Annotated in this window: 21 protein-coding genes and 1 pseudogene; 12 read left to right on the forward strand and 10 right to left on the reverse strand. The window is 70.0% G+C overall.

Going from position 1 to position 20,949, the window contains the following annotated elements; genetic code table 11:
• A pseudogene (locus tag ACFVXE_RS14725) lies at window positions 1-81 on the reverse strand (electron transfer flavoprotein subunit beta); the annotation flags it as partial.
• A 108-nt stretch (window positions 82-189) separates the two neighbouring features.
• On the opposite strand from ACFVXE_RS14725, the gene ACFVXE_RS14730 reads away from it, so the two are divergent.
• The 5 genes from ACFVXE_RS14730 (at window position 190) to ACFVXE_RS14750 (ending at window position 5,313) form a co-directional block, all read left to right on the forward strand.
• The gene (locus ACFVXE_RS14730) at window positions 190-900 is read left to right on the forward strand and encodes a TetR family transcriptional regulator (protein ID WP_389671506.1); all 711 of its coding nucleotides are present in this window, start codon (window positions 190-192) and stop codon (window positions 898-900) included.
• Between the two features lie 130 nt (window positions 901-1,030).
• The gene (locus ACFVXE_RS14735; protein WP_389671507.1) at window positions 1,031-1,408 is read left to right on the forward strand and encodes a zinc ribbon domain-containing protein; all 378 of its coding nucleotides are present in this window, start codon (window positions 1,031-1,033) and stop codon (window positions 1,406-1,408) included.
• 317 nt (window positions 1,409-1,725) lie between these two features.
• Window positions 1,726-3,444, forward strand: a complete 1,719-nt coding sequence (gene ctaD / locus ACFVXE_RS14740; protein ID WP_389671606.1) for a cytochrome c oxidase subunit I — start codon at window positions 1,726-1,728, stop codon at window positions 3,442-3,444.
• 28 nt (window positions 3,445-3,472) lie between these two features.
• Entirely contained in the window at window positions 3,473-3,817 is a 345-nt protein-coding gene (locus ACFVXE_RS14745) for a hypothetical protein (protein WP_389671508.1), read from the forward strand.
• Between the two features lie 134 nt (window positions 3,818-3,951).
• Entirely contained in the window at window positions 3,952-5,313 is a 1,362-nt protein-coding gene (locus ACFVXE_RS14750; protein WP_389671509.1) for an NAD(P)/FAD-dependent oxidoreductase, read from the forward strand.
• A 119-nt stretch (window positions 5,314-5,432) separates the two neighbouring features.
• Here the strand turns inward: ACFVXE_RS14750 and ACFVXE_RS14755 are convergent, their stop codons facing one another.
• The 5 genes from ACFVXE_RS14755 to ACFVXE_RS14775 form a co-directional block, all read right to left on the reverse strand.
• Entirely contained in the window at window positions 5,433-6,431 is a 999-nt protein-coding gene (locus tag ACFVXE_RS14755; protein ID WP_389671510.1) for an aldo/keto reductase family protein, read from the reverse strand.
• A gap of 72 nt (window positions 6,432-6,503) precedes the next feature.
• Window positions 6,504-7,640 (reverse strand): transcription termination factor Rho, encoded by a 1,137-nt coding sequence (rho, locus tag ACFVXE_RS14760; protein WP_389671511.1) that lies wholly within the window; start codon window positions 7,638-7,640, stop codon window positions 6,504-6,506.
• 393 nt (window positions 7,641-8,033) lie between these two features.
• A complete protein-coding gene (meaB, locus tag ACFVXE_RS14765) occupies window positions 8,034-9,032 on the reverse strand; it encodes a methylmalonyl Co-A mutase-associated GTPase MeaB (protein ID WP_389671512.1) in 999 nt (332 codons plus the stop codon).
• 12 nt (window positions 9,033-9,044) lie between these two features.
• Window positions 9,045-11,246 carry a methylmalonyl-CoA mutase gene (gene scpA, locus ACFVXE_RS14770; protein WP_389671513.1) on the reverse strand — a complete coding sequence of 734 codons (2,202 nt, stop codon included), beginning with the start codon at window positions 11,244-11,246 and terminating at the stop codon, window positions 9,045-9,047.
• Window positions 11,246-13,105: a methylmalonyl-CoA mutase family protein gene (locus ACFVXE_RS14775; RefSeq protein ID WP_389671514.1), complete on the reverse strand. Its 1,860-nt coding sequence runs from the start codon at window positions 13,103-13,105 to the stop codon at window positions 11,246-11,248. Before ACFVXE_RS14775 ends, scpA begins: the two co-directional genes overlap by 1 nt.
• A gap of 417 nt (window positions 13,106-13,522) precedes the next feature.
• Here ACFVXE_RS14775 and ACFVXE_RS14780 point away from each other — a divergent pair, with 417 nt between their 5' ends.
• The 5 genes from ACFVXE_RS14780 to ACFVXE_RS14800 all read left to right on the forward strand — a co-directional run bounded on the left by ACFVXE_RS14780 (window position 13,523) and on the right by ACFVXE_RS14800 (window position 16,283).
• On the forward strand, window positions 13,523-13,927 hold the full coding sequence (locus ACFVXE_RS14780) for a DUF6325 family protein (protein WP_389671607.1): 405 nt from the start codon (window positions 13,523-13,525) through the stop codon (window positions 13,925-13,927).
• An 82-nt stretch (window positions 13,928-14,009) separates the two neighbouring features.
• On the forward strand, window positions 14,010-14,294 hold the full coding sequence (locus ACFVXE_RS14785; protein ID WP_389671515.1) for an SHOCT domain-containing protein: 285 nt from the start codon (window positions 14,010-14,012) through the stop codon (window positions 14,292-14,294).
• Between the two features lie 124 nt (window positions 14,295-14,418).
• Window positions 14,419-15,252, forward strand: a complete 834-nt coding sequence (locus ACFVXE_RS14790) for a tyrosine-protein phosphatase (protein WP_389671608.1) — start codon at window positions 14,419-14,421, stop codon at window positions 15,250-15,252.
• Window positions 15,253-15,364: 112 nt separating this feature from the next.
• Window positions 15,365-15,781, forward strand: a complete 417-nt coding sequence (locus ACFVXE_RS14795) for a DUF1992 domain-containing protein (RefSeq protein ID WP_389671516.1) — start codon at window positions 15,365-15,367, stop codon at window positions 15,779-15,781.
• 10 nt (window positions 15,782-15,791) lie between these two features.
• Complete coding sequence (locus ACFVXE_RS14800) at window positions 15,792-16,283, forward strand: GNAT family N-acetyltransferase (RefSeq protein WP_389671517.1); 492 nt, start codon at window positions 15,792-15,794, stop codon at window positions 16,281-16,283.
• Window positions 16,284-16,356: 73 nt separating this feature from the next.
• Here ACFVXE_RS14800 and ACFVXE_RS14805 read toward each other — a convergent pair whose 3' ends face one another.
• Window positions 16,357-16,746, reverse strand: coding sequence for a VOC family protein (locus ACFVXE_RS14805; RefSeq protein WP_389671518.1), 390 nt, complete (start codon window positions 16,744-16,746; stop codon window positions 16,357-16,359).
• A 272-nt stretch (window positions 16,747-17,018) separates the two neighbouring features.
• Between ACFVXE_RS14805 and ACFVXE_RS14810 the strand changes: the two genes are divergently transcribed.
• Window positions 17,019-17,549, forward strand: a complete 531-nt coding sequence (locus ACFVXE_RS14810; RefSeq protein WP_389671519.1) for a DUF6328 family protein — start codon at window positions 17,019-17,021, stop codon at window positions 17,547-17,549.
• Window positions 17,550-17,610: 61 nt separating this feature from the next.
• Here ACFVXE_RS14810 and ACFVXE_RS14815 read toward each other — a convergent pair whose 3' ends face one another.
• From ACFVXE_RS14815 to ACFVXE_RS14825, 3 genes are all read right to left on the reverse strand, one after another.
• Window positions 17,611-18,435, reverse strand: a complete 825-nt coding sequence (locus ACFVXE_RS14815; protein ID WP_389671520.1) for a VOC family protein — start codon at window positions 18,433-18,435, stop codon at window positions 17,611-17,613.
• Between the two features lie 125 nt (window positions 18,436-18,560).
• Window positions 18,561-19,433 carry a cation diffusion facilitator family transporter gene (locus ACFVXE_RS14820; RefSeq protein ID WP_389671609.1) on the reverse strand — a complete coding sequence of 291 codons (873 nt, stop codon included), beginning with the start codon at window positions 19,431-19,433 and terminating at the stop codon, window positions 18,561-18,563.
• Window positions 19,434-19,570: 137 nt separating this feature from the next.
• On the reverse strand, window positions 19,571-19,906 hold the full coding sequence (locus ACFVXE_RS14825) for a DUF6479 family protein (RefSeq protein ID WP_389671521.1): 336 nt from the start codon (window positions 19,904-19,906) through the stop codon (window positions 19,571-19,573).
• A gap of 379 nt (window positions 19,907-20,285) precedes the next feature.
• Here ACFVXE_RS14825 and ACFVXE_RS14830 point away from each other — a divergent pair, with 379 nt between their 5' ends.
• Window positions 20,286-20,675, forward strand: coding sequence for a hypothetical protein (locus ACFVXE_RS14830; RefSeq protein ID WP_389671522.1), 390 nt, complete (start codon window positions 20,286-20,288; stop codon window positions 20,673-20,675).
• Window positions 20,676-20,949 lie beyond the last annotated feature (274 nt).

Consider the following 20,949-nt stretch of genomic DNA (forward strand, 5'->3'; position numbering starts at 1 on the left):
CAACGTCAGATCATCGGCGAAATGCCGGTCGCCGGTGGCGTCGGGCACGTACTTCACACAGACAACGATCCTCAAGCTCACGCCGGCTCTCCTACCTGGGTACGATTCCTGAGGCGAGCCTATGGCACTCAGTACCCTCTGTAAAGGTACGCAGTGTCGGATGGTCGGCTTTGGTGTTAGGTTCCCGGCATGACCGAGGCGCGCAGACCAGTGAAGAAACGCCCCATGCGGGAGGTGCTCGCCGAGGCGGCTTTCCAGCTGTTCCTGGACCGGGGCTTCGAGCGGACCACCGTGGACGACATCGTCGCGCGGGCCGGGGTGGGGCGGCGTTCGTTCTTCCGCTACTTCCCGTCGAAGGAGGACGTGGTCTTCCCCGACCACGAGCGCTGCCTGACGGACATGACCGAGCTTCTGAAGGCGGCCGACGACGGTGATCCGGTGGTCGCGGTGTGCGACGCGGCCCGGCTCGTGCTGCGGATGTACGCCGCCAATCCGGAGTTCTCCGTCCAGCGGTACCACCTCACGCGGGAGGTTCCCGGCCTGCGTACCTACGAGTTGTCGGTGGTACGCCGATACGAGCGGACGATGGCCGAATTCCTGCGCGGTCGCTTCGCCGACGCCCCGGACGGCCCCCTGCATGCCGAGGTGATCGCCGCGGCCGTCGTCGCCGCGCACAACAACGGACTCCGCTCGTGGCTGCGCTCGGGCGGCGACGGTGACGCGGAGGCCGCGGTGGACCATGCGCTCGGAGTCGTCCGGGAGGTATGGGGGGCCATGGGGGCGGGCTCCGCCGAACGGGCCGCGGGCGATGAGGACGACGTCGTCGTGGTGGTGGCCTCCCGGGGCACGCCCATGTGGCGGGTGGTGCAGAGGGTCGAGTCGGCCCTCGAGAAGGACTGAGCTCGGTCGCGGCACTCGGTACCTTTACCTCGTGGCACTCAGTGCCATATGGTGTGCCGGTGCCGGTGCGCGGCGCAGACGCACCGGGCCGAGTGCAAGGGGTCGAGACGTGTCCCGTTCATTTTCATCGATGGATGCCGCGCCCGCGGCGCGGAGCGAAGCAGGACTGATCCATCAGCGTTGCCGCTGGTGCGGCACCGCGTCCTTCCGGCGGCTGCTGTGTCCCGTGTGCGCGTCGAGCGACATGGATACCGTGCGCAGCGAGGGTGTCGGCGTCGTCGTGCGGTCCAGCGTGGTGCACCGTTACACCGAGGCCGCGCGCAACGAGTCGTTCGTACGGCTGCCGGAAGGCTTCGTGTTCAGGTGCCGTGTCGTGGGTGCCGCACCTCACCTGGTGCACGTCGGCGCGCGGGTGCGCCCGTTGGCCGAATCCGAATCCGACCCGGAGGCCGGCGCGGAGGTCGTCCTGGAACTCTGCGATCCGGTCGGGCACGCCGAATGGCGATGAGCCGGCCCGGGTGGGGACCGGTTGCCGCCGAAGCGGCGCGGCGTCCGGGGGCCGGCTCCTGACCGGCACGGAGTGGCCAGGCGATACGGCTGGAGCCGCCTGATCGTCGGTCGCGGCCGTCGGCACGCCCTGAAGAGTGAAAGTCACGCCATGGCGGGCGCCGGGCCCCCCATGTCGCTCCTGCGGCTGGTTTGCTGCACCAGGAAGCTGGCGCTCCGCGCCCGGGGAACTGTCGGCAACCCTGGCGGAAGCGGCGCCCCGCCGGGTGTCGAGTCCACCCGCGAAGGACCGATCGAAGGAGCGTCGCAGTGACGGCGATGGGCACAGCAGGGGCGGACGAGGCGGACGAGTCGTACGCGAACGAGCTGCCGGTACGGAGCAGGGAACCGGGCAACGTGGTCATCAGATGGATGACCACCACCGATCACAAGACGATCGGCACGTTGTACCTGGTCACTTCGTTCGCGTTCTTCGTCGTCGGCGGCGTGATGGCACTCATCATGCGCGCCGAGCTGGCCCGCCCCGGTATCCAGATCGTCTCCAACGAGCAGTTCAACCAGCTGTTCACGATGCACGGCACGGTCATGCTGCTGATGTTCGCGACGCCGCTGTTCGCCGGGTTCACCAACTGGATCATGCCGCTGCAGATCGGCGCGCCCGACGTGGCGTTCCCGCGGCTGAACATGTTCGCGTACTGGCTGTACCTCTTCGGCTCGATCATCGCCGTGGCCGGTTTCCTGACGCCGGCCGGTGCGGCCGACTTCGGGTGGTTCGCCTACTCCCCGCTCTCGGACGCGGTCCGTTCGCCGGGTGTCGGCGCCGACATGTGGATCATGGGTCTGGCCTTCTCCGGCTTCGGCACGATCCTCGGTTCGGTCAACTTCATCACCACGATCATCTGCATGCGCGCACCCGGCATGACGATGTTCCGGATGCCGATCTTCGTGTGGAACGTCCTGCTGACCGCTGTGCTGGTCCTGCTGGCCTTCCCGGTGCTCGCCGCCGCGCTTCTGGTACTGGAGGCCGACCGCAAGTTCGGCGCGCATGTCTTCGAGGCGGCCAACGGCGGGGCCGTGCTGTGGCAGCACCTCTTCTGGTTCTTCGGCCATCCCGAGGTGTACATCATCGCTCTGCCGTTCTTCGGCATCGTCACCGAGATCATCCCGGTCTTCAGCCGCAAACCGGTCTTCGGGTACATCGGTCTGATCGGCGCCACCATCTCGATCGCGGGTCTCTCGGCGACCGTCTGGGCGCACCACATGTTCGTCACCGGCGCGGTGCTGTTGCCGTTCTTCTCGTTCATGACGTTCCTCATCGCGGTACCCACCGGCGTGAAGTTCTTCAACTGGATCGGCACGATGTGGAAGGGCTCGCTGTCCTTCGAGACACCGATGCTCTGGTCCATCGGCTTTCTGGTGACCTTCCTCTTCGGCGGTCTGACCGGTGTGATCCTGGCCTCGCCGCCGATGGACTTCCACGTCTCGGACTCGTACTTCGTCGTCGCGCACTTCCATTACGTCGTCTTCGGCACCGTGGTGTTCGCGATGTTCGCCGGGTTCCACTTCTGGTGGCCGAAGTTCACCGGCAAGATGCTCGACGAGCGGCTCGGGAAGATGACGTTCTGGCTGCTGTTCGTGGGCTTCCACGGCACGTTCCTGGTGCAGCACTGGCTGGGCGCCGAGGGGATGCCGCGTCGTTACGCGGACTATCTCGCCAGTGACGGGTTCACCGCGCTGAACACGGTCTCGACGATCTCCTCCTTCCTGCTCGGATCGTCGCTGCTGCCGTTCTTCTACAACGTGTGGAAGACCGCCAAGTACGGCAAGCCGGTGGGGGTCGACGACCCATGGGGTTACGGCCGTTCGCTGGAGTGGGCGACCTCCTGCCCGCCGCCGCGGCACAACTTCCTCACCCTGCCCCGGATCCGCTCCGAATCCCCCGCGTTCGATCTGCACCACCCCACGGTGCGCGCCCTCTACGAGACGTTCGACCACCGGGACTCCACGCCGGTGGAACCGAGGAACGGGCAGGCGTGACCACGACGGCCCGGTGAAGGAGGATTGCGTGGATTCCGACAAGGACAGCGCCGCGCGCGGCCTGGCCCAGATGGAGGGCTATCTGCTGTGGAACGCCGAGGTCGAGGAGGCACGCAGACGGGCTGCCCGCTTCACCGTCGAGCTGCCCTGGCTGACCACGGCCCAGCGCGAGGATGTGGAACGCGTCTACACCACGGACCGGGTCGCCGCATCCCGGGCGATGCTCGCCCGGATCGCGGCCCGTGCCACGGAGCTGCGCGGGGAGTACGACGCGCGTTATCGCCGGCTCAGAGCCCGCTGTGTCGCGACGGCCGTCGTCACCGCGGGTGCGGTCGGCGGCACCTGTACGGCGCTCACCCTGCTGACCCGCTGATGTGCCGCGGTCGTCCGTTCCGACCTCCTCAGCAGGCGGACTCGGACGTGGTTCGTGAGGATGAGGGGTGATGGGCGCGTGTGACCGGGCAGGAGTACGGGCGACCGCGCAGACCCTAGAAGGGAACGAACACCGTGGCACGACCCAGGATTCTTGTCGTTGGCGCCGGATTTGGCGGGGTCGAGTGCGTACGCCGGCTGGAGCGCGGACTCCAGCCGGGTGAGGCGGACATCGCGCTCGTCGCCCCGTTCTCGTACCAGCTCTACATGCCGCTCCTGCCACAGGTGGCCTCAGGAGTTCTCACGCCGCAGTCGGTCGCGGTGTCGCTGCGCCGGAGCCGCAAGCACCGGACCCGGATCATCCCCGGTGGCGCCATCGGCGTCGACCCGAAGGCGAAGGTCTGCGTCATCCGCAAGATCACCGACGAGGTGGTGGACGAACGGTACGACTACATCGTCCTCGCCCCCGGCAGTGTCACACGCACCTTCGACATCCCCGGTCTGCTCGACAACGCCCGCGGGATGAAGACGCTGGCCGAGGCCGCCTACGTACGGGACCATGTGATCGCCCAGCTCGACCTGGCGGACGCCAGCCACGACGAGGACGAGCGGGCCTCCCGGCTGCAGTTCGTCGTGGTCGGCGGCGGCTACGCGGGCACCGAGACCGCGGCGTGCCTGCAACGGCTCACCACGAACGCGGTCCGCCAGTACCCCCGGCTCGATCCGAAACTCATCAAGTGGCACCTGGTCGACATCGCCCCGAAGCTGATGCCCGAGCTCGGCGACAAGCTGGGACTCAGCGCCCTGGAAGTCCTGCGTGCCCGCGGTATCGAGGTGTCGCTCGGCGTCTCCGTCGCCGAAGCCGGAGCGGACAAGGTGACGCTCACCGACGGCCGGGTTCTGCCCTGCCGCACGCTGATCTGGACGGCGGGGGTCACCGCGAGCCCGCTGGTCGCCACCTTCGACGCCGAGACGGTACGCGGTCGGCTCGCGGTGACACCCGAAATGACGCTGCCGGGCTTCGACGGAGTCTTCGCCCTCGGCGACGCCGCCGCCGTACCGGACCTCGCCAAGGGCGGCGGCGCGGTCTGCCCGCCCACCGCGCAGCACGCCATGCGTCAGGGGCGCAGGCTTGCCGACAACCTGATCGCCGCCCTCCGCCACAAGCCGCTGGAGCCGTACGTCCACAAGGATCTCGGGCTCGTCGTGGACCTCGGCGGCAAGGACGCGGTCTCCAAGCCGCTCGGCATCGAGCTGCACGGCATCAGCGCTCAGGCGGTCGCCCGCGGCTATCACTGGTCGGCGCTGCGGACCAATGTGGCGAAGGCCCGCGTCATGACCAACTGGATGCTCAACGCGATCGCCGGCGACGACTTCGTACGCACCGGATTCCAGTCCCGGAAGCCCGCCACGCTGCGCGACTTCGAGTACACGGACGCCTACCTCACCCCGGAACAGGTCCGCGAGCACACCGCGTCGATGACCGCCCGGGGCTGATCGCTCAGCGTCGCCGGTCCCGCCCGTGCCCACCGGTTCCCCGTGGTACCCCGCCGGTGGACCGTCCGCGTGTGGGGAGGGGCGCACCCGTCCCCTCCCCGCACGCGGGACCGATCGGCTCAGTCGTCGCTCTTGCGACTGGCGGTCAGTTGCGGGTCACGCTCCACCACGGGCTCCAGTACGTCGTCGATGGCCTTGAGCAGGTCCGCGTCGAACGTGACACCCGCCGCCTTCGCGTTCTCCGTGACCTGCTCGGGCCGGGAGGCACCGATGATCGCGGCGGAGACATTGGAGTTCTGCAGCACCCAGGCGACCGCCAGCTGAGCAAGGCTCAGACCGGCCTCGTCGGCGAGCGGCCGCAGCTGCTGGACGCGTTCCAGGACATCGTCACGGAGCCAGCCGGCCACGAAGTTCGCGCCGCCCTTCTCGTCCGTCGCCCGGGAGCCGGCCGGAAGCTGCGCCCCCGGCTTGTACTTGCCGGTCAGCACACCCTGCGCGATCGGCGACCAGACGATCTGGCCGATGCCGAGCTCCTCGGACGTGGGCACCACTTCGCCCTCGATGACCCGCCACAGGGCCGAGTACTGGGGCTGGTTGGAGATGAGCGGCACGTTCAGCGCGCGGGCCAGTTCGTGGCCGGCACGCAGCTGGTCGGCCGTCCACTCGGAAACCCCGATGTAGAGGGCCTTGCCGGAGCGGACCACGTCGGCGAAGGCCTCCATGGTCTCTTCCAGCGGCGTGGTGTGGTCGTAGCGGTGGGCCTGGTACAGGTCCACGTAGTCCGTCTGCAGCCGGCGCAGGGAGTTGTCGATCGATTCGAGGATGTGCTTGCGGCCCAGGCCTCGGTCGTTCTGCCCTGGACCGGTCGGGAAGTAGACCTTCGTGAACACCTCGACGCTCTCGCGGCGCTCGTCCTTCAGCGCCCGGCCGAGGACGGCCTCGGCGCGTGTCTCGGCATAGACGTCCGCAGTGTCGAAGGTGGTGATTCCGGCCTCCAGGGCGGCCCGGATGCAGGCGACAGCCGCATCCTCCTCCACCTGGGAGCCGTGGGTGATCCAATTCCCGTAGGCGATCTCACTGATCGTCAGACCGCTGCGACCGAGTCGGCGGAATTCCATGTGCCTGCTCTCCCTGTTCTGATACGTGATCACGTCATGCTATGCCCGGGCGACGCGATCGGCCGGGCGCCCTCAGGCCGGGGGGACGGTGCCGTGGATCCGGCGGAGGAAGTCCGCGTTGTCAGGGGTCTGCCGGATCTTATCCAGCATCACTTCCAGGGTCGCCTGCGCGTCCCGCGTGTGCAGTGCGCGCCGGAGCCCTCGTACGGCGGCCAGTTCGGCGGCGGGCAGCAGCAGTTCCTCGCGGCGGGTTCCGGACTGCGGAATGTGCACGGCCGGATACATCCGCTTTTCCGCCAAGGCGCGGTCCAGCCGGAGCTCCATGTTCCCGGTGCTCTTGAGCTCTTCGAAGAAGAAGTCGTCGGCGAGGGATCCGGTTTCCACCAGTGCCGTCGCGAGGATGGTCAGCGAGCCGCCCTGCTCGGTGAGGCGGGCGGCGCCGAACAGCCTCTTGGGGCCGAGCAGCGCGGTGGCGTCGACACCACCGCTGAGGGTGCGGCCGCCGGCAGTGGCGGCGTTGTTGTGGGCCCGGCACAGCCGGGTCAGCGAGTCGAGCAGGATCACGACGTCCTGCCCCTGTTCGACGAGCCGCTTGGCGCGTTCCACCGCGAGTTCGGCCAGCGCGATGTGCTCCTTCGCGGGCCGGTCGAAGGTCGAGGCGAGCACATCGCCCCGCACCGAACGGCGCATGTCGGTGACCTCCTCGGGGCGTTCGTCGAGCAGTACCACCATCAGGTGGCACTCGGGGTGGTTGGCCGCCACGGCGGCGGCGAGCTGTTGCAGCAGCACCGTCTTACCGGTCCTCGGCGGGGCGACGATCAGCCCGCGCTGGCCCTTGCCCACGGGCGCGACGAGGTCGACGACACGGGTTGCCGGACCTCCGCCGGGTGTCTCCAGGCGCAGCCGTTGCCTGGGGTGGAGCGGGGTGAGTTCGGCGAAGTGCGGCCGTCCGCGGAGCGCCTGCGGAGGGAGGCCGTTGACCCGCTCGACCGCTCCGAGCGAGCGGGGCCGGTCGCAGGAGCCCTCGACGAGATCGCCCTTGCGCAGGCCGTGCCGGCGGATGAGGGCGGACGGTACCTGGGTGTCGCCGGGGGAGGGGTGGCCGTCGTCGGCGCGGAGGGCACCGTGCCCCTGGCGCGTGATGTCCAGGACACCGGCGGCGACGGAGGGCCGTAGCCCGGTGAGGGGGTGTTCGACTGTGGTGGTCATGCGGGTGGTCCTTTCGCGGACATGGCGAATGAGGGGCCCGGCGGGTGTGGGGGCGGTGGGATCACGCCCCGGACGGCGGGCGGGAAAGTCCGTAGTGGACTTGAGGAAGGTGATGCGAGAGCTGCGACGCCGGTCAACGAAGGACGGGCGGAGCAGTGAAAAGGGAAACCGGCACCGGCGCCCGAGATTGGGGGCGTACACGCGTGCCAATCGCACTGTATCACCTGCCGGACTCGGCAGGGGTCGGAATGTGCGGCGCGGGTGCGGTCCCGCGGTGCGCTCCGCCGTCCGTGGCCGCCTCGCTCCGTACGGGAACGGCCGCTCGCCCGGACCCGCCCGGCCCCCGCCCGTGAGCCGTACGGCGGGGCGGGAGCCGGGTCCGGGTACTGCGGCTCAGCCCTCTCGGCCCTCGCCCCGGAACGCGGCGATGATCTGCTCGGCGGCCAGCGTCGCCGTCAACTCGCCCTCGCGCACCCGCTGTTCGAGGCCGGGCGTGAGGGCGCGTACCTCCGGATGGCTGCGCAGACTGTCCAGCAGTTCGTCGCGCACCATCGTCCAGGTCCAGTCGACCTGCTGGTCACGCCGCTTGGCGGCGAGCCGGCCCGTGGAGTCCAGCAGAGCGCGATGCTGCTCCAGCCGCTCCCACAACGTGTCGAGACCGGTCGACTCGCGGGCGCTGCACGTCAGGACCGGAGGGGTCCAGGCGGCGTCCGCGGGATGCATCAGCCGCAGGGCGCCCGCCAGTTCGCGGGCCGCCGCACGCGCGTCACGCTCGTGCGGACCGTCGGCCTTGTTCACCGCGATCGCGTCCGCCAGCTCCAGGACACCCTTCTTGATGCCCTGCAGCTGATCGCCGGTACGGGCCAGCGTGAGCAGCAGAAACGTGTCGACCATCTGGGCCACGGCCGTCTCCGACTGGCCCACGCCGACCGTCTCCACCAGCACCACGTCGTAACCCGCCGCCTCCATCACCACGATGGACTCCCGGGTGGCCTTGGCCACCCCGCCCAGTGTCCCGGCGGTGGGGGACGGCCGGACGAACGCCGCCGGATCGACCGCCAGCCGCTCCATCCTGGTCTTGTCGCCCAGGATGGAACCGCCTGTGCGGCTGGAGGACGGGTCGACCGCCAGCACCGCGACCCGGTGTCCGAGCCCGGTGAGCATCGTGCCGAGCGCATCGATGAATGTGGACTTCCCGACCCCCGGCACCCCGCTGATGCCGATCCGTCTGGCATTCCCCGAATGCGGCAACAGCTCGCGGAGCAGCCGCTGGGCCAGCGCACGGTGATCGGGGCGGGTGGACTCGACGAGAGTGATGGCGCGCGCGATGTGCGCCCGCTTCCCGTCGAGTACGCCCTTCACATAGCTGTCGAGATCGATCTTCGGAGCCATCGGGTCAGCGGCTCACAGCTCATGGCCGAGCGCGGCGCCGAGCCGCGTCACCAGATCGAAGGCGGCATCGGGGATCACCGTGCCGGGCGGGAACACCGCCGTCGCACCCGCCTCGTGCAGCGCCTCGACATCCTGCGGCGGGATCACCCCGCCGACCACGATCATGATGTCCTGGCGGCCCTCCGCTGCCAGCTCCTCGCGGAGCGCCGGTACGAGCGTGAGGTGCCCGGCAGCCAGTGAGGAGACGCCCACGATGTGCACGTCCGCCTCCACCGCCTGCCGCGCCACCTCGGCGGGCGTCTGGAACAGCGGACCGACGTCGACGTCGAAGCCCAGGTCGGCGAAGGCCGTCGAGATCACCTTCTGGCCCCGGTCGTGACCGTCCTGCCCCATCTTGGCGACCAGGATCCTCGGACGGCGCCCCTCCGCCTCCTCGAATTCGGCGACCAGTGCCCGGGTCCGGTCCACCGACGGGGACTCTCCTGCCTCGTTGCGGTACACACCGGAGATCGTACGGATCTGGCCGGCATGCCTCCCGTACACCTTCTCCAGGGCGTCCGAGATCTCGCCGACCGTGGCCATCGCGCGGGCCGCGTCGACTGCGAGCGCCAGCAGATTGCCTTCGAGCCCCGGACCGGGACCGCGTTCGGCAGCCGCCGTCAGCGCCTCCAGCGCCGCCCGGCAGGCGGCCTCGTCGCGCTCGGCGCGCAGCCGCCGCAGCTTCTCGATCTGCTGCGTGCGCACCGAGGAGTTGTCGACCTTGAGCACATCGATCTGCTCATCGGTTTCCACCCGGTACTTGTTGACCCCGATCACCGGCTGCCGCCCGGAGTCGATCCGGGCCTGGGTGCGGGCGGCGGCCTCCTCCACCCGGAGCTTCGGGATACCCGCGTCGATGGCCTGCGCCATTCCGCCGGCCGCCTCCACCTCCTCGATGTGCTGCCAGGCCCGACGCGCCAGGTCGTACGTCAGCTTCTCGACGTAGGCGCTGCCTCCCCACGGATCGATGACCCGGCCGGTACCCGACTCCTGCTGCAGCAGCAGCTGGGTGTTCCGGGCGATCCGCGCCGAGAAGTCCGTCGGCAGGGCCAGCGCCTCGTCGAGGGCGTTGGTGTGCAGCGACTGGGTGTGCCCCTGGGTGGCTGCCATCGCCTCCACACAGGTCCGCGTGACGTTGTTGAACACGTCCTGCGCGGTCAGCGACCACCCCGACGTCTGTGAATGGGTGCGCAGGGAGAGGGACTTGGCGTTCTTCGGCTCGAACTCCCTGACCAGCTTCGCCCACAGCAGGCGGGCCGCCCGCAACTTCGCGATCTCCATGAAGAAGTTCATGCCGATCGCCCAGAAGAACGACAGCCGTGGAGCGAACGCGTCCACGTCGAGACCGGCCTCCCGCCCCGCCCGCAGATACTCCACACCGTCCGCGAGGGTGTACGCCAGTTCCAGATCTGCTGTCGCACCCGCCTCCTGGATGTGATAGCCGGAGATGGAGATCGAGTTGTAGCGCGGCATCTTCTGCGAGGTGTACGCGAAGATGTCGGAGATGATCCGCATCGAGGGCTTCGGTGGATAGATGTAGGTGTTGCGGACCATGAACTCCTTGAGGATGTCGTTCTGAATGGTCCCGGCCAGCTTCTCCGGCGGTACGCCCTGCTCCTCGGCGGCCACGATGTACAGCGCCAGCACGGGAAGCACCGCGCCGTTCATCGTCATCGACACCGTCATCCGGTCCAGCGGAATGCCCTCGAACAGCTGCCGCATGTCGTAGATCGAGTCGATGGCCACACCGGCCATGCCGACGTCACCGGTCACCCGCGGGTGGTCACTGTCGTAGCCACGGTGGGTCGGCAGGTCGAAGGCGACGGAGAGGCCCTTCTGCCCGGCCGCGAGGTTGCGGCGGTAGAAGGCGTTGGACTCCTCGGCCGTGGAGAAGCCCGCGTACTGGCGGATCGTCCAGGGCTGGTTGACGTACATCGTCGGGTAGGGGCCGCGCAGATACGGGGCCATGCCCGGATACGTACCGAGGAAGTCGAGCCCCTCCAGGTCGCGCCCGGTGTACAGCGGCTTGACCGCGATGCCCTCGGGGGTCTCCCACAGGAGGTCGCCCTCGGGGTCGCCGGCGGACTCCTTCACCGCAGTGCGCCACTGGTCATCGGACCCCTCGGCGCCGGTGTCCGGCCCGAGTTCGATGTCGGAGAAGTCGGGGATCCCCATTACGCCACACCCATACGGTCGAGAACGGAGGAGAGCACGGCCACCACGTCGCAGCCCGCGAAGACGTACGCGTCGACACCGGCGTACTCACCGGGCCGGCCCGCCAGGAACACCTGCTGCGCACCGGCCGCGTGCAGCGCAGCGGAGACGGCCCCGGCCTGATCGGTGTAGAGCGCGTCGCTGGAACACAGCACCGCCATGGCTGACCCGCTTGCCGTGAAGGCCGCCGCGGCCGTGGACGCGTCCACCGACACGGGGTCGTGCACCGGCTCGATCCCGCCCGCCTGGAACAGGTTCGAGGCGAACGCCGCCCGCGCGGTGTGCGCGGACGCGGGCCCGAGCGCGGCGAGGAACGCCCGGGGCCGGCGGCCGGTCGCCGCCAGATGGGCGTCCGACCGGGCGCGCAGCGCCTCGAACGCCTCGTCACGACGGACGACGGGCAGACCGCCCGGAGCTTCGTCGACGGCGGGTGCCGCCGCACGCTCCACCGGCTGCTCCGCCAGGTTCGGGAACTCGCTGACCCCGGTGACCGGCTCCTTGCGCCGCGCCAGATCCTTGCTGCGCGCCGCCCAGGTGGCCGCCAGCCGCTCACCGACCAGCCCGGAGCCGAGCGCCGCAGCCTGGCCGCCCGCCCGCTCGATCTCCTGGAAGAACGACCAGGCCGCATCGGCGAGTTCGGAGGTCAGCCGCTCGACGTACCAGGAGCCGCCCGCCGGGTCGATCACCCGGGCCAGATGCGACTCCTCCAGCAGGATCGTCGAGGTGTTGCGGGCGATTCGCCGGGCGAACGCATCCGGCAGTCCCAGCGCGTGGTCGAACGGCAGCACGGTGACGGAGCCGGCCCCGCCGACTCCCGCGCCCAGGCACGCCAGTGTCGTGCGCAACATGTTCACCCACGGGTCGCGCCGGGTCATCATCACCGACGAGGTCACCGCGTGCTGGCGCTGCGCACCGGCACCCGACGCCCCGCACACCTGGGCCACCCGTGCCCACAACCGGCGTGCCGCCCGCAGTTTGGCGATGGTCAGGAACTGGTCGGCGGTCGCCGCATACCGGAACTCCACCTGGGCACAGGCCGCCTCGACGGAGAGGCCCGCCGCGGTCAGCGCCCGCAGATAGGCGACGCCGGTCGCCAGCGAACTGCCCAGTTCCTGGGCGGCCGAGCCGCCGGCCTCGTGGTACGGAAGCGCGTCCACGGTCAGTGCCCGCAGCCCGGGATACTCCTGTGTGCACCGCAGTGCCCAGTGGACGGCGGCCGTGAGGTCCGGTGCGCCGCCGCTGCGTGCCGCCTCTCCGAGCGGATCCGCGCCGAGACCGCCGCGCGCCGCTGCCGGGGACACCCCCCGCTCCGCGTACAGCCGCAGCAGTTCCGTTGCGGCGGCGTCGAGTTCGTCGCCCGCTTCGAGTACGACCGGAGCCAGATCGAGGTAGACGCCGTCCAGCGCCCGGGCCAGACCGGACACCGGTACGCCCGTGCCACCGCCGACGGTCAGCCACAGCGAGGTGACACCGTTCTCGAGATCCGCCAGCACGGCGTCGCCCAGCCGCGCCGGATCCGTCAGGCTGTGCCGCTGCCGTACGTCCCAGCCGCCCGCCGTGTTCCCCCCGGCCGTACTGCCGCGGGTGAAGGGGGCGAAGCCCGGATATCCGGCATCGGGCGCGTCATCGCGAGAGGTGTACAGAGGGCGGGTGATGAGCCCGTCCTCCACCTTGGTGGACAGTGCTTCCTCGGCGGCCGAACCCGCGACGTCCTTGCCCGACTTGCGCAGCACACCTTCGACAAGGCTCTGCCACTGCTCATGGGCTGGATCGGGGAACTCGGCGGCCAACGAAAGCCCGTCAGCAGGCTGGACCGTCATGCCCAGATGCTAGGCGAAGGCTCAGATGAGCAGCAGGGGTGCCGCCTGTGACCTTGCCCTCTCCCACTGCACTTGATCCGGTACGGACGGTGGCGTACCCGGTCCTCGGACGCTGCTTCGCGCATCCGGCCGAGTTCTGTGCGCCGCGGCGCGTCACCTTTCCGGCCCCGCGCCGCGGCGGTGTGCCGCCCGGTGCTGCGGAACGGCGTGCCGGTTCCGCGTCCGCGCGGCCACAGCGGGGCGGCGTCAGGGCTTCGCGCGGGCGCCGTGCGGCGCCCGCCTCCGTGCCGCTGTGGCGCGGTCATGCGCTCAGGTCGGTGTTGCGGATGAATTGTCACAGTGCGGCATGAAATGACCAAAGTTATGCTGCTGACATTCCATCCTTCACGAGAGGAAACGCCCGTGACCGTGGGACCAGTGGAGTACCTCGTCGTCGCATTTCCCGGCAGCCATTTCACCGGGGCGATCGCGCCGGCGCTGGCGGACGCGGTCGCCTCGAAAGCGGTGCGGATCCTCGACCTCACCTTTGTGTACCGCGCCGAGGACGGCACGCTCGAACTCGTCGAGCTGGAGGACCTGGACCCCGATGACCTGGTCTCGTACGAGCCGGTCGAAGGTGTGGTCGGCGGCCTGCTGAACAGCGAGGACATCCGGGCCCTCGGGGAGAGGGTTCCGCCGGGCAGCTCCGCCGCGCTGATCGTGTGGGAGGACCTGTGGGCGGTGCCGCTCACTGAGGCCGTCCGCGCCGCGGGAGGCCGACTGGTGGCGCACGAGCGGATTCCGGCCGATGTCGCGGAGACCGCCGTGGCGGCCGCCGGCTGACTCCGTTCCGCCCGACGCTCACCGTCGACGTCGAGTAGCACAGGAAGGGGCGCACATCATGCCGATTTTCCGAGGACCGGGCATGAACCGCCGAGGACCGGGACTGCTGGGCACCGTGGCGCGTACGGCCGTCGTCGCGGGAACCGCGTCCGCGGTCGGCGGACGTGTCCAGAGGCGTCAGCAGGACAGGTGGGGGGCCGAAGAGGCTGCCGCCCGGCAACAGGCGGCGCCCGCCCAGGCGGCCCCGCCGGCACCCGCGGCGGACGACCTCCTGGACCGGCTGGAACGGCTGGCCGAGCTGAAGAAGCAGGGCATCCTGACCGATGCCGAGTTCGAGGCGCAGAAGGCGAAGCTCCTGGCCGACTGATCCGGCTGCGCAACCGTCCCGATTCCCGGCGTCTCTCTTGTCGATCTCCCGGCACCGTGCGAGTTCTGATGCGGTCGAGCCGAACCGATTCATCAGCCGTATGCGGAGTGAGGGGAAGTTCATCGTGCAGACCGCCAGGCCGGTTCCGGCAGCCACCGTCATCAATCTTCGTGACCTGGGCGGCATTTCGCTGGGCCGCGACCGAAGCGTCCGGTCCGGCGCGGTGCTGCGGTCCGGCCAGCTCAGCGGCCTCGACCCGCTGCTCGATCCGGCGGTGACCGCCCTGGGTATCCGTACCGTCGTCGACCTGCGGACCGCCGACGAACGCTCGGCCGCCCCCGATCGGCTGCCGCCCGGGGCGCGGCTGTTCGTCGCGGACGTCCTCGGTGCCAACCCGGGTGTGGCACCCGCCCGGCTGCGCGCACTGCTCGCCGATCCGGCGGCGGCGTCGGAGCTTCTCGGCGGAGGGAAGGCCGAGGATCTGTTCGCGCACACGTACCGGCGGATGGTGTTGTCGCCGGGTGCCTCGGCCGCGTACCGGGCCTTCGTCGAGACGGCCGCGGACGACCGGGCCCGTCCGGTGCTCTTCCACTGCACCGCGGGCAAGGATCGCACCGGGTGGGCGACCGCGGTGCTGCTGATGGTGATGGGTGCGTCGCGCGATGTCGTGCGCGCCGAGTTCCTGGCGGTGAACCCGGTGGTGCGGGCCGACTTCCACCCGTATGTGCAGACCTTTCTGGACGCGGGCGGCGACCCCGAGATCGCGGCGGCGATCATCGAGGTCCGTCCCCGCTATCTCGACGTCGCACTGGACGCGATGGACGAGCGGTGGGGCGGTCTCGACGGATACGTGCGCGACGGACTGCGGATCCCGGAGCCCGCGCTGGAGCGCCTGCGCAGTCAGCTCGTGGTCGCCACCGATTCGGAACCGCTCGTCGCAGGGGTGCGCGAGGGGTGACGGCATACGGTGGTTTCCGCCGGTGAGGCATCCGGTGGGCGGCGCGGTACCGCGCCACCGGTCGTCGGTATCGTGGAGGGCCGGATGAGGGCTCCTTCGAGAGAGGCGCACCGTGACCGAACGCAAACCCACAGGTGTGAGCTTCGAATCATGGGTCGACAAGCAGATCCGTGATTCCGAGCAGCGCGGCGACTTCTCGCGGCTGCCGGGCTTCGGCAAGCCGCTGCCCGGCCTCGACCGCCCGTACGACGAAACCTGGTGGATCAAGTCGAAGATGCAGCGCGAGGGCTTGTCGGTGCTCCCGCCTGCGCTGGCCCTGCGCAAGAAGGCCGAGGACGTCCGGGAGGCCGTGTCGCAGGCCCGTTCCGAGGGCGAGGTGCGCCGCATGCTCGCCGAGGTCAACGAGGAGATCGAGGCCGCGATCCGGCGGCCGCCGCCGGGACCGCTGCTGAATCTGCGGCCGTTCGACATCGACGCCGTGGTTCAGGAGTGGCGTGCGGGACGCGGAGGCACCGCGCGCGATACGTAATACTCCTCCTATGGAATCGAGTGTTACGGCATCGGTCGGCGCGGCGGGACACCGCGACGTACGGGTCCGTCGTGCGACGGCGCGCGATGCGAAACGTCTCACCCGGCTGGTCAGGAAATCCCGCGCCTACGAGGGTCCTTACGCCTCCATGGTGGCCGGCTACCGGGTGGGACCCGACTACATCGAGAGCCACCGGGTCTTCGTGGCCGTCGAGCCCGGGACCGACCGGGTGCTCGGCTTCTACGCGCTGGTACTCGACCCTGCTGAGCTGGACCTGATGTTCGTCGCCGACGATGCGCAGGGCCGGGGGATCGGCCGACTGCTCGTGGGCCATCTGCGCGGTGAGGCGCGGACCGCCGGGCTCGCGGACGTCCGCGTCGTCTCGCATCCGCCCGCCGAGGGTTTCTACCGCAGCGTGGGTGCGCGGCGGACCGGCACCGAGCCGGCCCGCCCGCCCGCGGTGATGTGGGACCGGCCCGAGCTGACGCTCCCGGTCGCCTGACGGCGCGGGGAAGAACCCCGGCCGGGTGACGGACGCCCGCCTCCCGGCCGGTTTCCCCGGACGTCGGGTCCCGTTACGGAGCGAAGCCACCGTACGGACGCGTGATGATCTCCATCGCGTGACCGGCGGGGTCGAGGAAATAGATTCCCCGGCCGCCGTCATTGTGGTTGATCTCGCCCGGATGCTTCTGGTGCGGATCTGCCCAGTAGGTGATCCCGAGCTCCTTGACGAGGGCATACGCCGAATCGAACTCGGCCTCCGAGACAAGGAAGGCGTAATGCTGCATGACGATCGATTCGGCAGGGACGGTCGCGAAATCCAGCGTGACCCCGTTCGCGGTGACGACCGCGACGAAGGGTCCCCATTCCGCGCCGATTTCCAGCCCCAGAATATTCGCCAGGAACTCGGCTGATTCCCGGTTGTTCCGGGCGTGAATGATGGTGTGATTCAACTCGACTGACACTGTGGAATGCCTCCAACGGGCATCTCACGGGCACCTCCACGCCTCACCCGGCCGGTGACCGGCGCGCGATGCCGTACTGAAGATCCTAAGGGCTGTCCGCAATCCGTGGCGGGCACACGACGACAGCCACGGCATCTCGCCGCGGATCACCGGACAGCTCCGCACCGGCCGTCGAGGACCTCGGCGTAGGAACTCCGGCTGCCCGGCCGCCGAGCGGTCTACCGTGAGGGAGAGGCACACCTGGTGAGTCCTGCCGCGGACGGAGGCGAACGGTGACTGCGACACCCGAAGCGGACGGCGACGCGGACAGGCGCCGGGAGGGTGGCGCCGGCCGCCGCGAGACACCGGAGGAGCGGGCGGACCGGCGGTGGACCGATCTGCTCCAGGAGCTGCGCGTCGCCCAGACAGGTGTCCAGATCCTCTTCGGCTTCCTGCTCGCCGTGGTCTTCCAGCCGAGGTTCGCGGAACTGTCGGACACCGACCACACCATCTATGTGGTCACGGTGATGCTGGGATCGGCCACGGCTGCCGCGCTGATCGGGCCCGTTTCGTACCACCGGCTGCTCACCGGGCACCGGCTGAAGCCGGAGACCGTCACATGGGCGTCGCGTCTGACCGTGCTCGGCCTCGGCCTGCTGTTCTGCACCATGTGCTCCGCGCTGCTGCTCATCCTGCGCGTGGCCCTGCACAGCGCGCTCGCCCTGTGGCTGGTCGGCGGCATGGCACTGTGGTTCCTGGCCTGCTGGCTCGTGTTCCCGGCCTGGGCGCTGGCCCGCACGTCGCCCGGGCGAAGCCGTGAGTGACCCACCGACGTGCTGAGTGCCCCGCCCGCGCATCGGGGCGGCGGCAAGGGGGCAGCCGCGCTCAGAGCACCTCGGCGGCCGGTTTCCGGATGTTCGTCACGGTGAACAGGCCGCCGTCCGGGTCCATCAGGGTCGCCTCGGTACCCTGCCCCTGGGTGCGCTCCTCGACGACCGAACCACCGCGCTCGCGCGCGATCTTGACGGCCGCCGCCACGTCGTCCACGGGGAAGTGGACCTGCCAGTGCGGACGGACCAACGGGTCCGGGGCGGCTTCGACGGCCCCGGAGTTGATGCGCGCGAGCTGCCTCCCCTCGCACTCCACGACGACCTCGTCCTTGTCGAAGGACACCTCGCAGCCGCCGGGCGTGTCGCTCGCCCAGTCGAGCACCTCGCCGTAGAAGATCGCGGCCTCGAAGGCGTCCCTGGTGCGCAGCCGGAGCCAGGTGTGCGAATGATCGTCCGGCGCCGGGGGCGAGGTCGCCGGCTCGGTGCGCTCCCAGAAGCCGAACACGGCGCCGTCACGATCCGCCGCCAGGGCGCCGCGCCCCTTGCCGAGAGCCAGCGGCCCCACCGCCACCGTGCCGCTGCGCTCGCGGATGCGCGATGCGGTCACATCCGCGTTCTGCACCGAGAAGTAGGGCGTCCAGGCCACGGCGACCCGGTAGGCCGTCGCCACTGCGGCGATTCCGGCCACGGGTACGCCGCCGCGGCGTGCCACGGAGAACTCCTGACCGAGTTTGCCCGCCCGGAACTCCCAGCCGAGCACCGCGCTGTAGAAGTCCTGCGCCGATTTCAGGTCGCGGGTCATGAGATTGACCCAGCAGGGGGCTGCCGGCCCGGTGAGCGGAGCCGGTGCGGACACCGTCCTGGGTTTGCGTCCCGTCATGTGTTACTGCCTTCATCGGAGCTGCGGCATACCTGCGCCGGTGGCCGTCGGGCCTCTACCAGCCTCACTTCGACCGAAGACTCCCGCAACACGCGCCGGGCGGGCCCACTGCCGCAGGGAGCCGTTCACACTCCACCGGGCGGGGGCGCGTTCGTGATGTCGAGATAGACGTGATCGGCCTGCGGCCACTTCCGGGACACCGACTCCTTGATGCGTACACAGACCCGATCGATCTCCTCGCTGTCGATACCGGGGGCCAGATCGCCCCGGGCGGCCACCAGCACCGAGTCGAGCCCCGGTCGCATGGTGAGGAGGGAGGCCACATTGTCGATCTCCGGCCGGCCGTCGAGCAGCTCATGGATACGGTGGCGAAGTTCCGGGTCGGCGGATTCCCCGATCAGTCGGTCGCGGGCGTCCCGGCCGAGCCGGAAGGCGACGAACACGAGCAGCAGGCCGATCGCCAGCGACGCCGAAGCCTCCCAGACCACGTTCCCCGTGACCAGGTGCAGCACCATGCCGCCCATGGCCAGGACGACGCCGAGAACTGCGGTGCTGTCCTCGGCGATGACGGTGCGCAGGGCCGGATCACCGGCCCCGCCCCTCTCCCCGCGGGCCTGGTACAGGGCGCGGACCAGGGAACTGCCCTCGGCGACCAGCGCGATGCCGAGGACGATCAGCCCGGCGGTGTATCCGGTGGGGGACTCCTGTTCATCCCGGGTGAGTGCCTCGAAGCCCTGGAAGAACGCGAAGCAGCCGCCCATGACGAAGATGCCGACCGCGGCGAGCAGTGACCAGAAGTAGCGCTCCTTGCCGTAACCGAACGGGTGGCGGGCGTCCGCGGGGCGGCGGCTGCGGGGCACCGCGGCCAGCAGGAAGACCTCGTTGACGCTGTCCGCGACGGAATGTGCGGCCTCGGAGAGCAGCGCGGGAGAGCCGGAGATCAAGCCGCCCACGGCCTTGGCGGCAGCGATCACCACATTCGCGGCCAGAGCCACCAGGACGGTGACGCGGGTCCTGCTGTCGGTCGACGGTCGGTTCGCCGGGTCTCTCCCGGTCGCATGGTCGGCCGGTGGTGTACCCGTCCGGTGCTGCTCACCGGTCACGGCGCACCCTCCGGCCGATGCCGCGTCCCCGTTCAATCGCGTGTCTCGTCCTTGTCGTGGGGGAGGGGCTGGTTGCCGTGCTCGCCGAGTTCGTAGGGGGAGAGACCTCCTCCGTCGGCCGGGAAGCGGGTGTCGCCGTGGATGCTGCGCTCCTCCAAATGGGTCCGGTGGTCCGGGCGGGGCGGCTGCTCGTCGGGCCGGGGCGGCGGCAGTTCCTGCGCGCGCCGCCGCCTGCCCAGCCATACAGCGCCGATCAGAACGCCCACCAGGGCGATGCCGACGATCGGCAGCACCACGCCGAGCGCACCCCGCCCGCCGTCCGCGAGACCGAGCGCGAGGGAATTGAGAGCTCCGTTCGATACGTCCATGCATGCCGGATACCCCGAGGTGGGGCCAGCACTCGGCACAGGTCGTGATTTCATATTTTAAGTGGATATAAATAGAAAAGAGTTTTACCGCTCGGCGACCCGCTGACCGGCCGCCGGATGCGCAGGTCGCACCTGGCGGCGGGCCGGCCGCCGGGTTCGTGTCGCCGAGATCCGGCCGCGGGGTGAGCCTGGAGACGGGCCTCCGAATCGCGGAGGCATCGGAGGGAATGCCCGGCCCGCCGGGCCGGACCCGCCGTTGTCTGCGGTCGGTACGGCGGCGATGCCGCGGTGTAGGACGGCCCTCGCCAGGGACCCGGGCCCGCACCGTCGGTCCCCGGCGCGGAGAGGTGCGGCAGCACTTCGAGCGGAAGGAGCCCCGGTGAACAGGACAGAACACACGCAGGCGGAGGAGAACCGGTACGGGCGGGAGGTGGCGGTCGCCATCACCGGATGCGAGAAGGACGACGCGCGGATGGTCTTCGACGTCCTGCGGGCGTCCTTCGCCACCGACCGGGCCTCCGTGGACGTGCCTCGGCACATGGCGGGGAAACGCCCCACCGTGTGGACCGTGACCGTCGACGCGTCGGAGGCGAGAGTGGTCTCCGGCCCCGTCGCCATCGGTGAGCCCGTGACGGTCGACGTCCAGGGTGGCTACTGGGCGGTCGACGAGGTGACGAAACATCTCGCGGACGCCTTTGCCGTCCAGGTGGTGGGAACCGTCTCCGGTGACCAGGAGGAGGAGGTGCGCCTGCGGCTGGAGAGCCGGTAGGGCGCGGACGGCGCCGGAATCGGCGCAATGGGCCGGAAGGTGATGCCCATCTGGTAAAAAGCTCGGAAATGCCGCACTCCTGAGAGGTGCGAAGGAGTGGACGACACGAGCCGGACGGTGGACGGTGCCGGGCCGCCGGAAGCGGCCGGTCACCGTTCCGCCGTCGGCGACGCCGTGCCGCGCGGCGCCGGCGTCCGGCCGTACAGCCTCAGGCTCACCTCCCGACGAGCTGCCGTGTCCGCTCCGGCGGCCGGTGAAGGGCGATCGGACCGCG

This window comes from Streptomyces sp. NPDC058231 (assembly GCF_042882275.1).
Classification (GTDB): Bacteria; Actinomycetota; Actinomycetes; order Streptomycetales; family Streptomycetaceae; genus Streptomyces.

Coding starts and splice junctions, on each gene's coding strand:
- ACFVXE_RS14730 (WP_389671506.1), top strand. CDS start 190: ATGACCGAGGCGCGCAGACCAGTGAAGAAACGCCCCATGCGGGAGGTG.
- ACFVXE_RS14735 (WP_389671507.1), top strand. CDS start 1,031: ATGGATGCCGCGCCCGCGGCGCGGAGCGAAGCAGGACTGATCCATCAG.
- ctaD (WP_389671606.1), top strand. CDS start 1,726: ATGGGCACAGCAGGGGCGGACGAGGCGGACGAGTCGTACGCGAACGAG.
- ACFVXE_RS14755 (WP_389671510.1), bottom strand. CDS start 6,431: ATGGAATTCCGCCGACTCGGTCGCAGCGGTCTGACGATCAGTGAGATC.
- rho (WP_389671511.1), bottom strand. CDS start 7,640: ATGACCACCACAGTCGAACACCCCCTCACCGGGCTACGGCCCTCCGTC.
- meaB (WP_389671512.1), bottom strand. CDS start 9,032: ATGGCTCCGAAGATCGATCTCGACAGCTATGTGAAGGGCGTACTCGAC.
- scpA (WP_389671513.1), bottom strand. CDS start 11,246: ATGGGGATCCCCGACTTCTCCGACATCGAACTCGGGCCGGACACCGGC.
- ACFVXE_RS14775 (WP_389671514.1), bottom strand. CDS start 13,105: ATGACGGTCCAGCCTGCTGACGGGCTTTCGTTGGCCGCCGAGTTCCCC.
- ACFVXE_RS14785 (WP_389671515.1), top strand. CDS start 14,010: ATGAACCGCCGAGGACCGGGACTGCTGGGCACCGTGGCGCGTACGGCC.
- ACFVXE_RS14800 (WP_389671517.1), top strand. CDS start 15,792: ATGGAATCGAGTGTTACGGCATCGGTCGGCGCGGCGGGACACCGCGAC.
- ACFVXE_RS14815 (WP_389671520.1), bottom strand. CDS start 18,435: ATGACGGGACGCAAACCCAGGACGGTGTCCGCACCGGCTCCGCTCACC.
- ACFVXE_RS14825 (WP_389671521.1), bottom strand. CDS start 19,906: ATGGACGTATCGAACGGAGCTCTCAATTCCCTCGCGCTCGGTCTCGCG.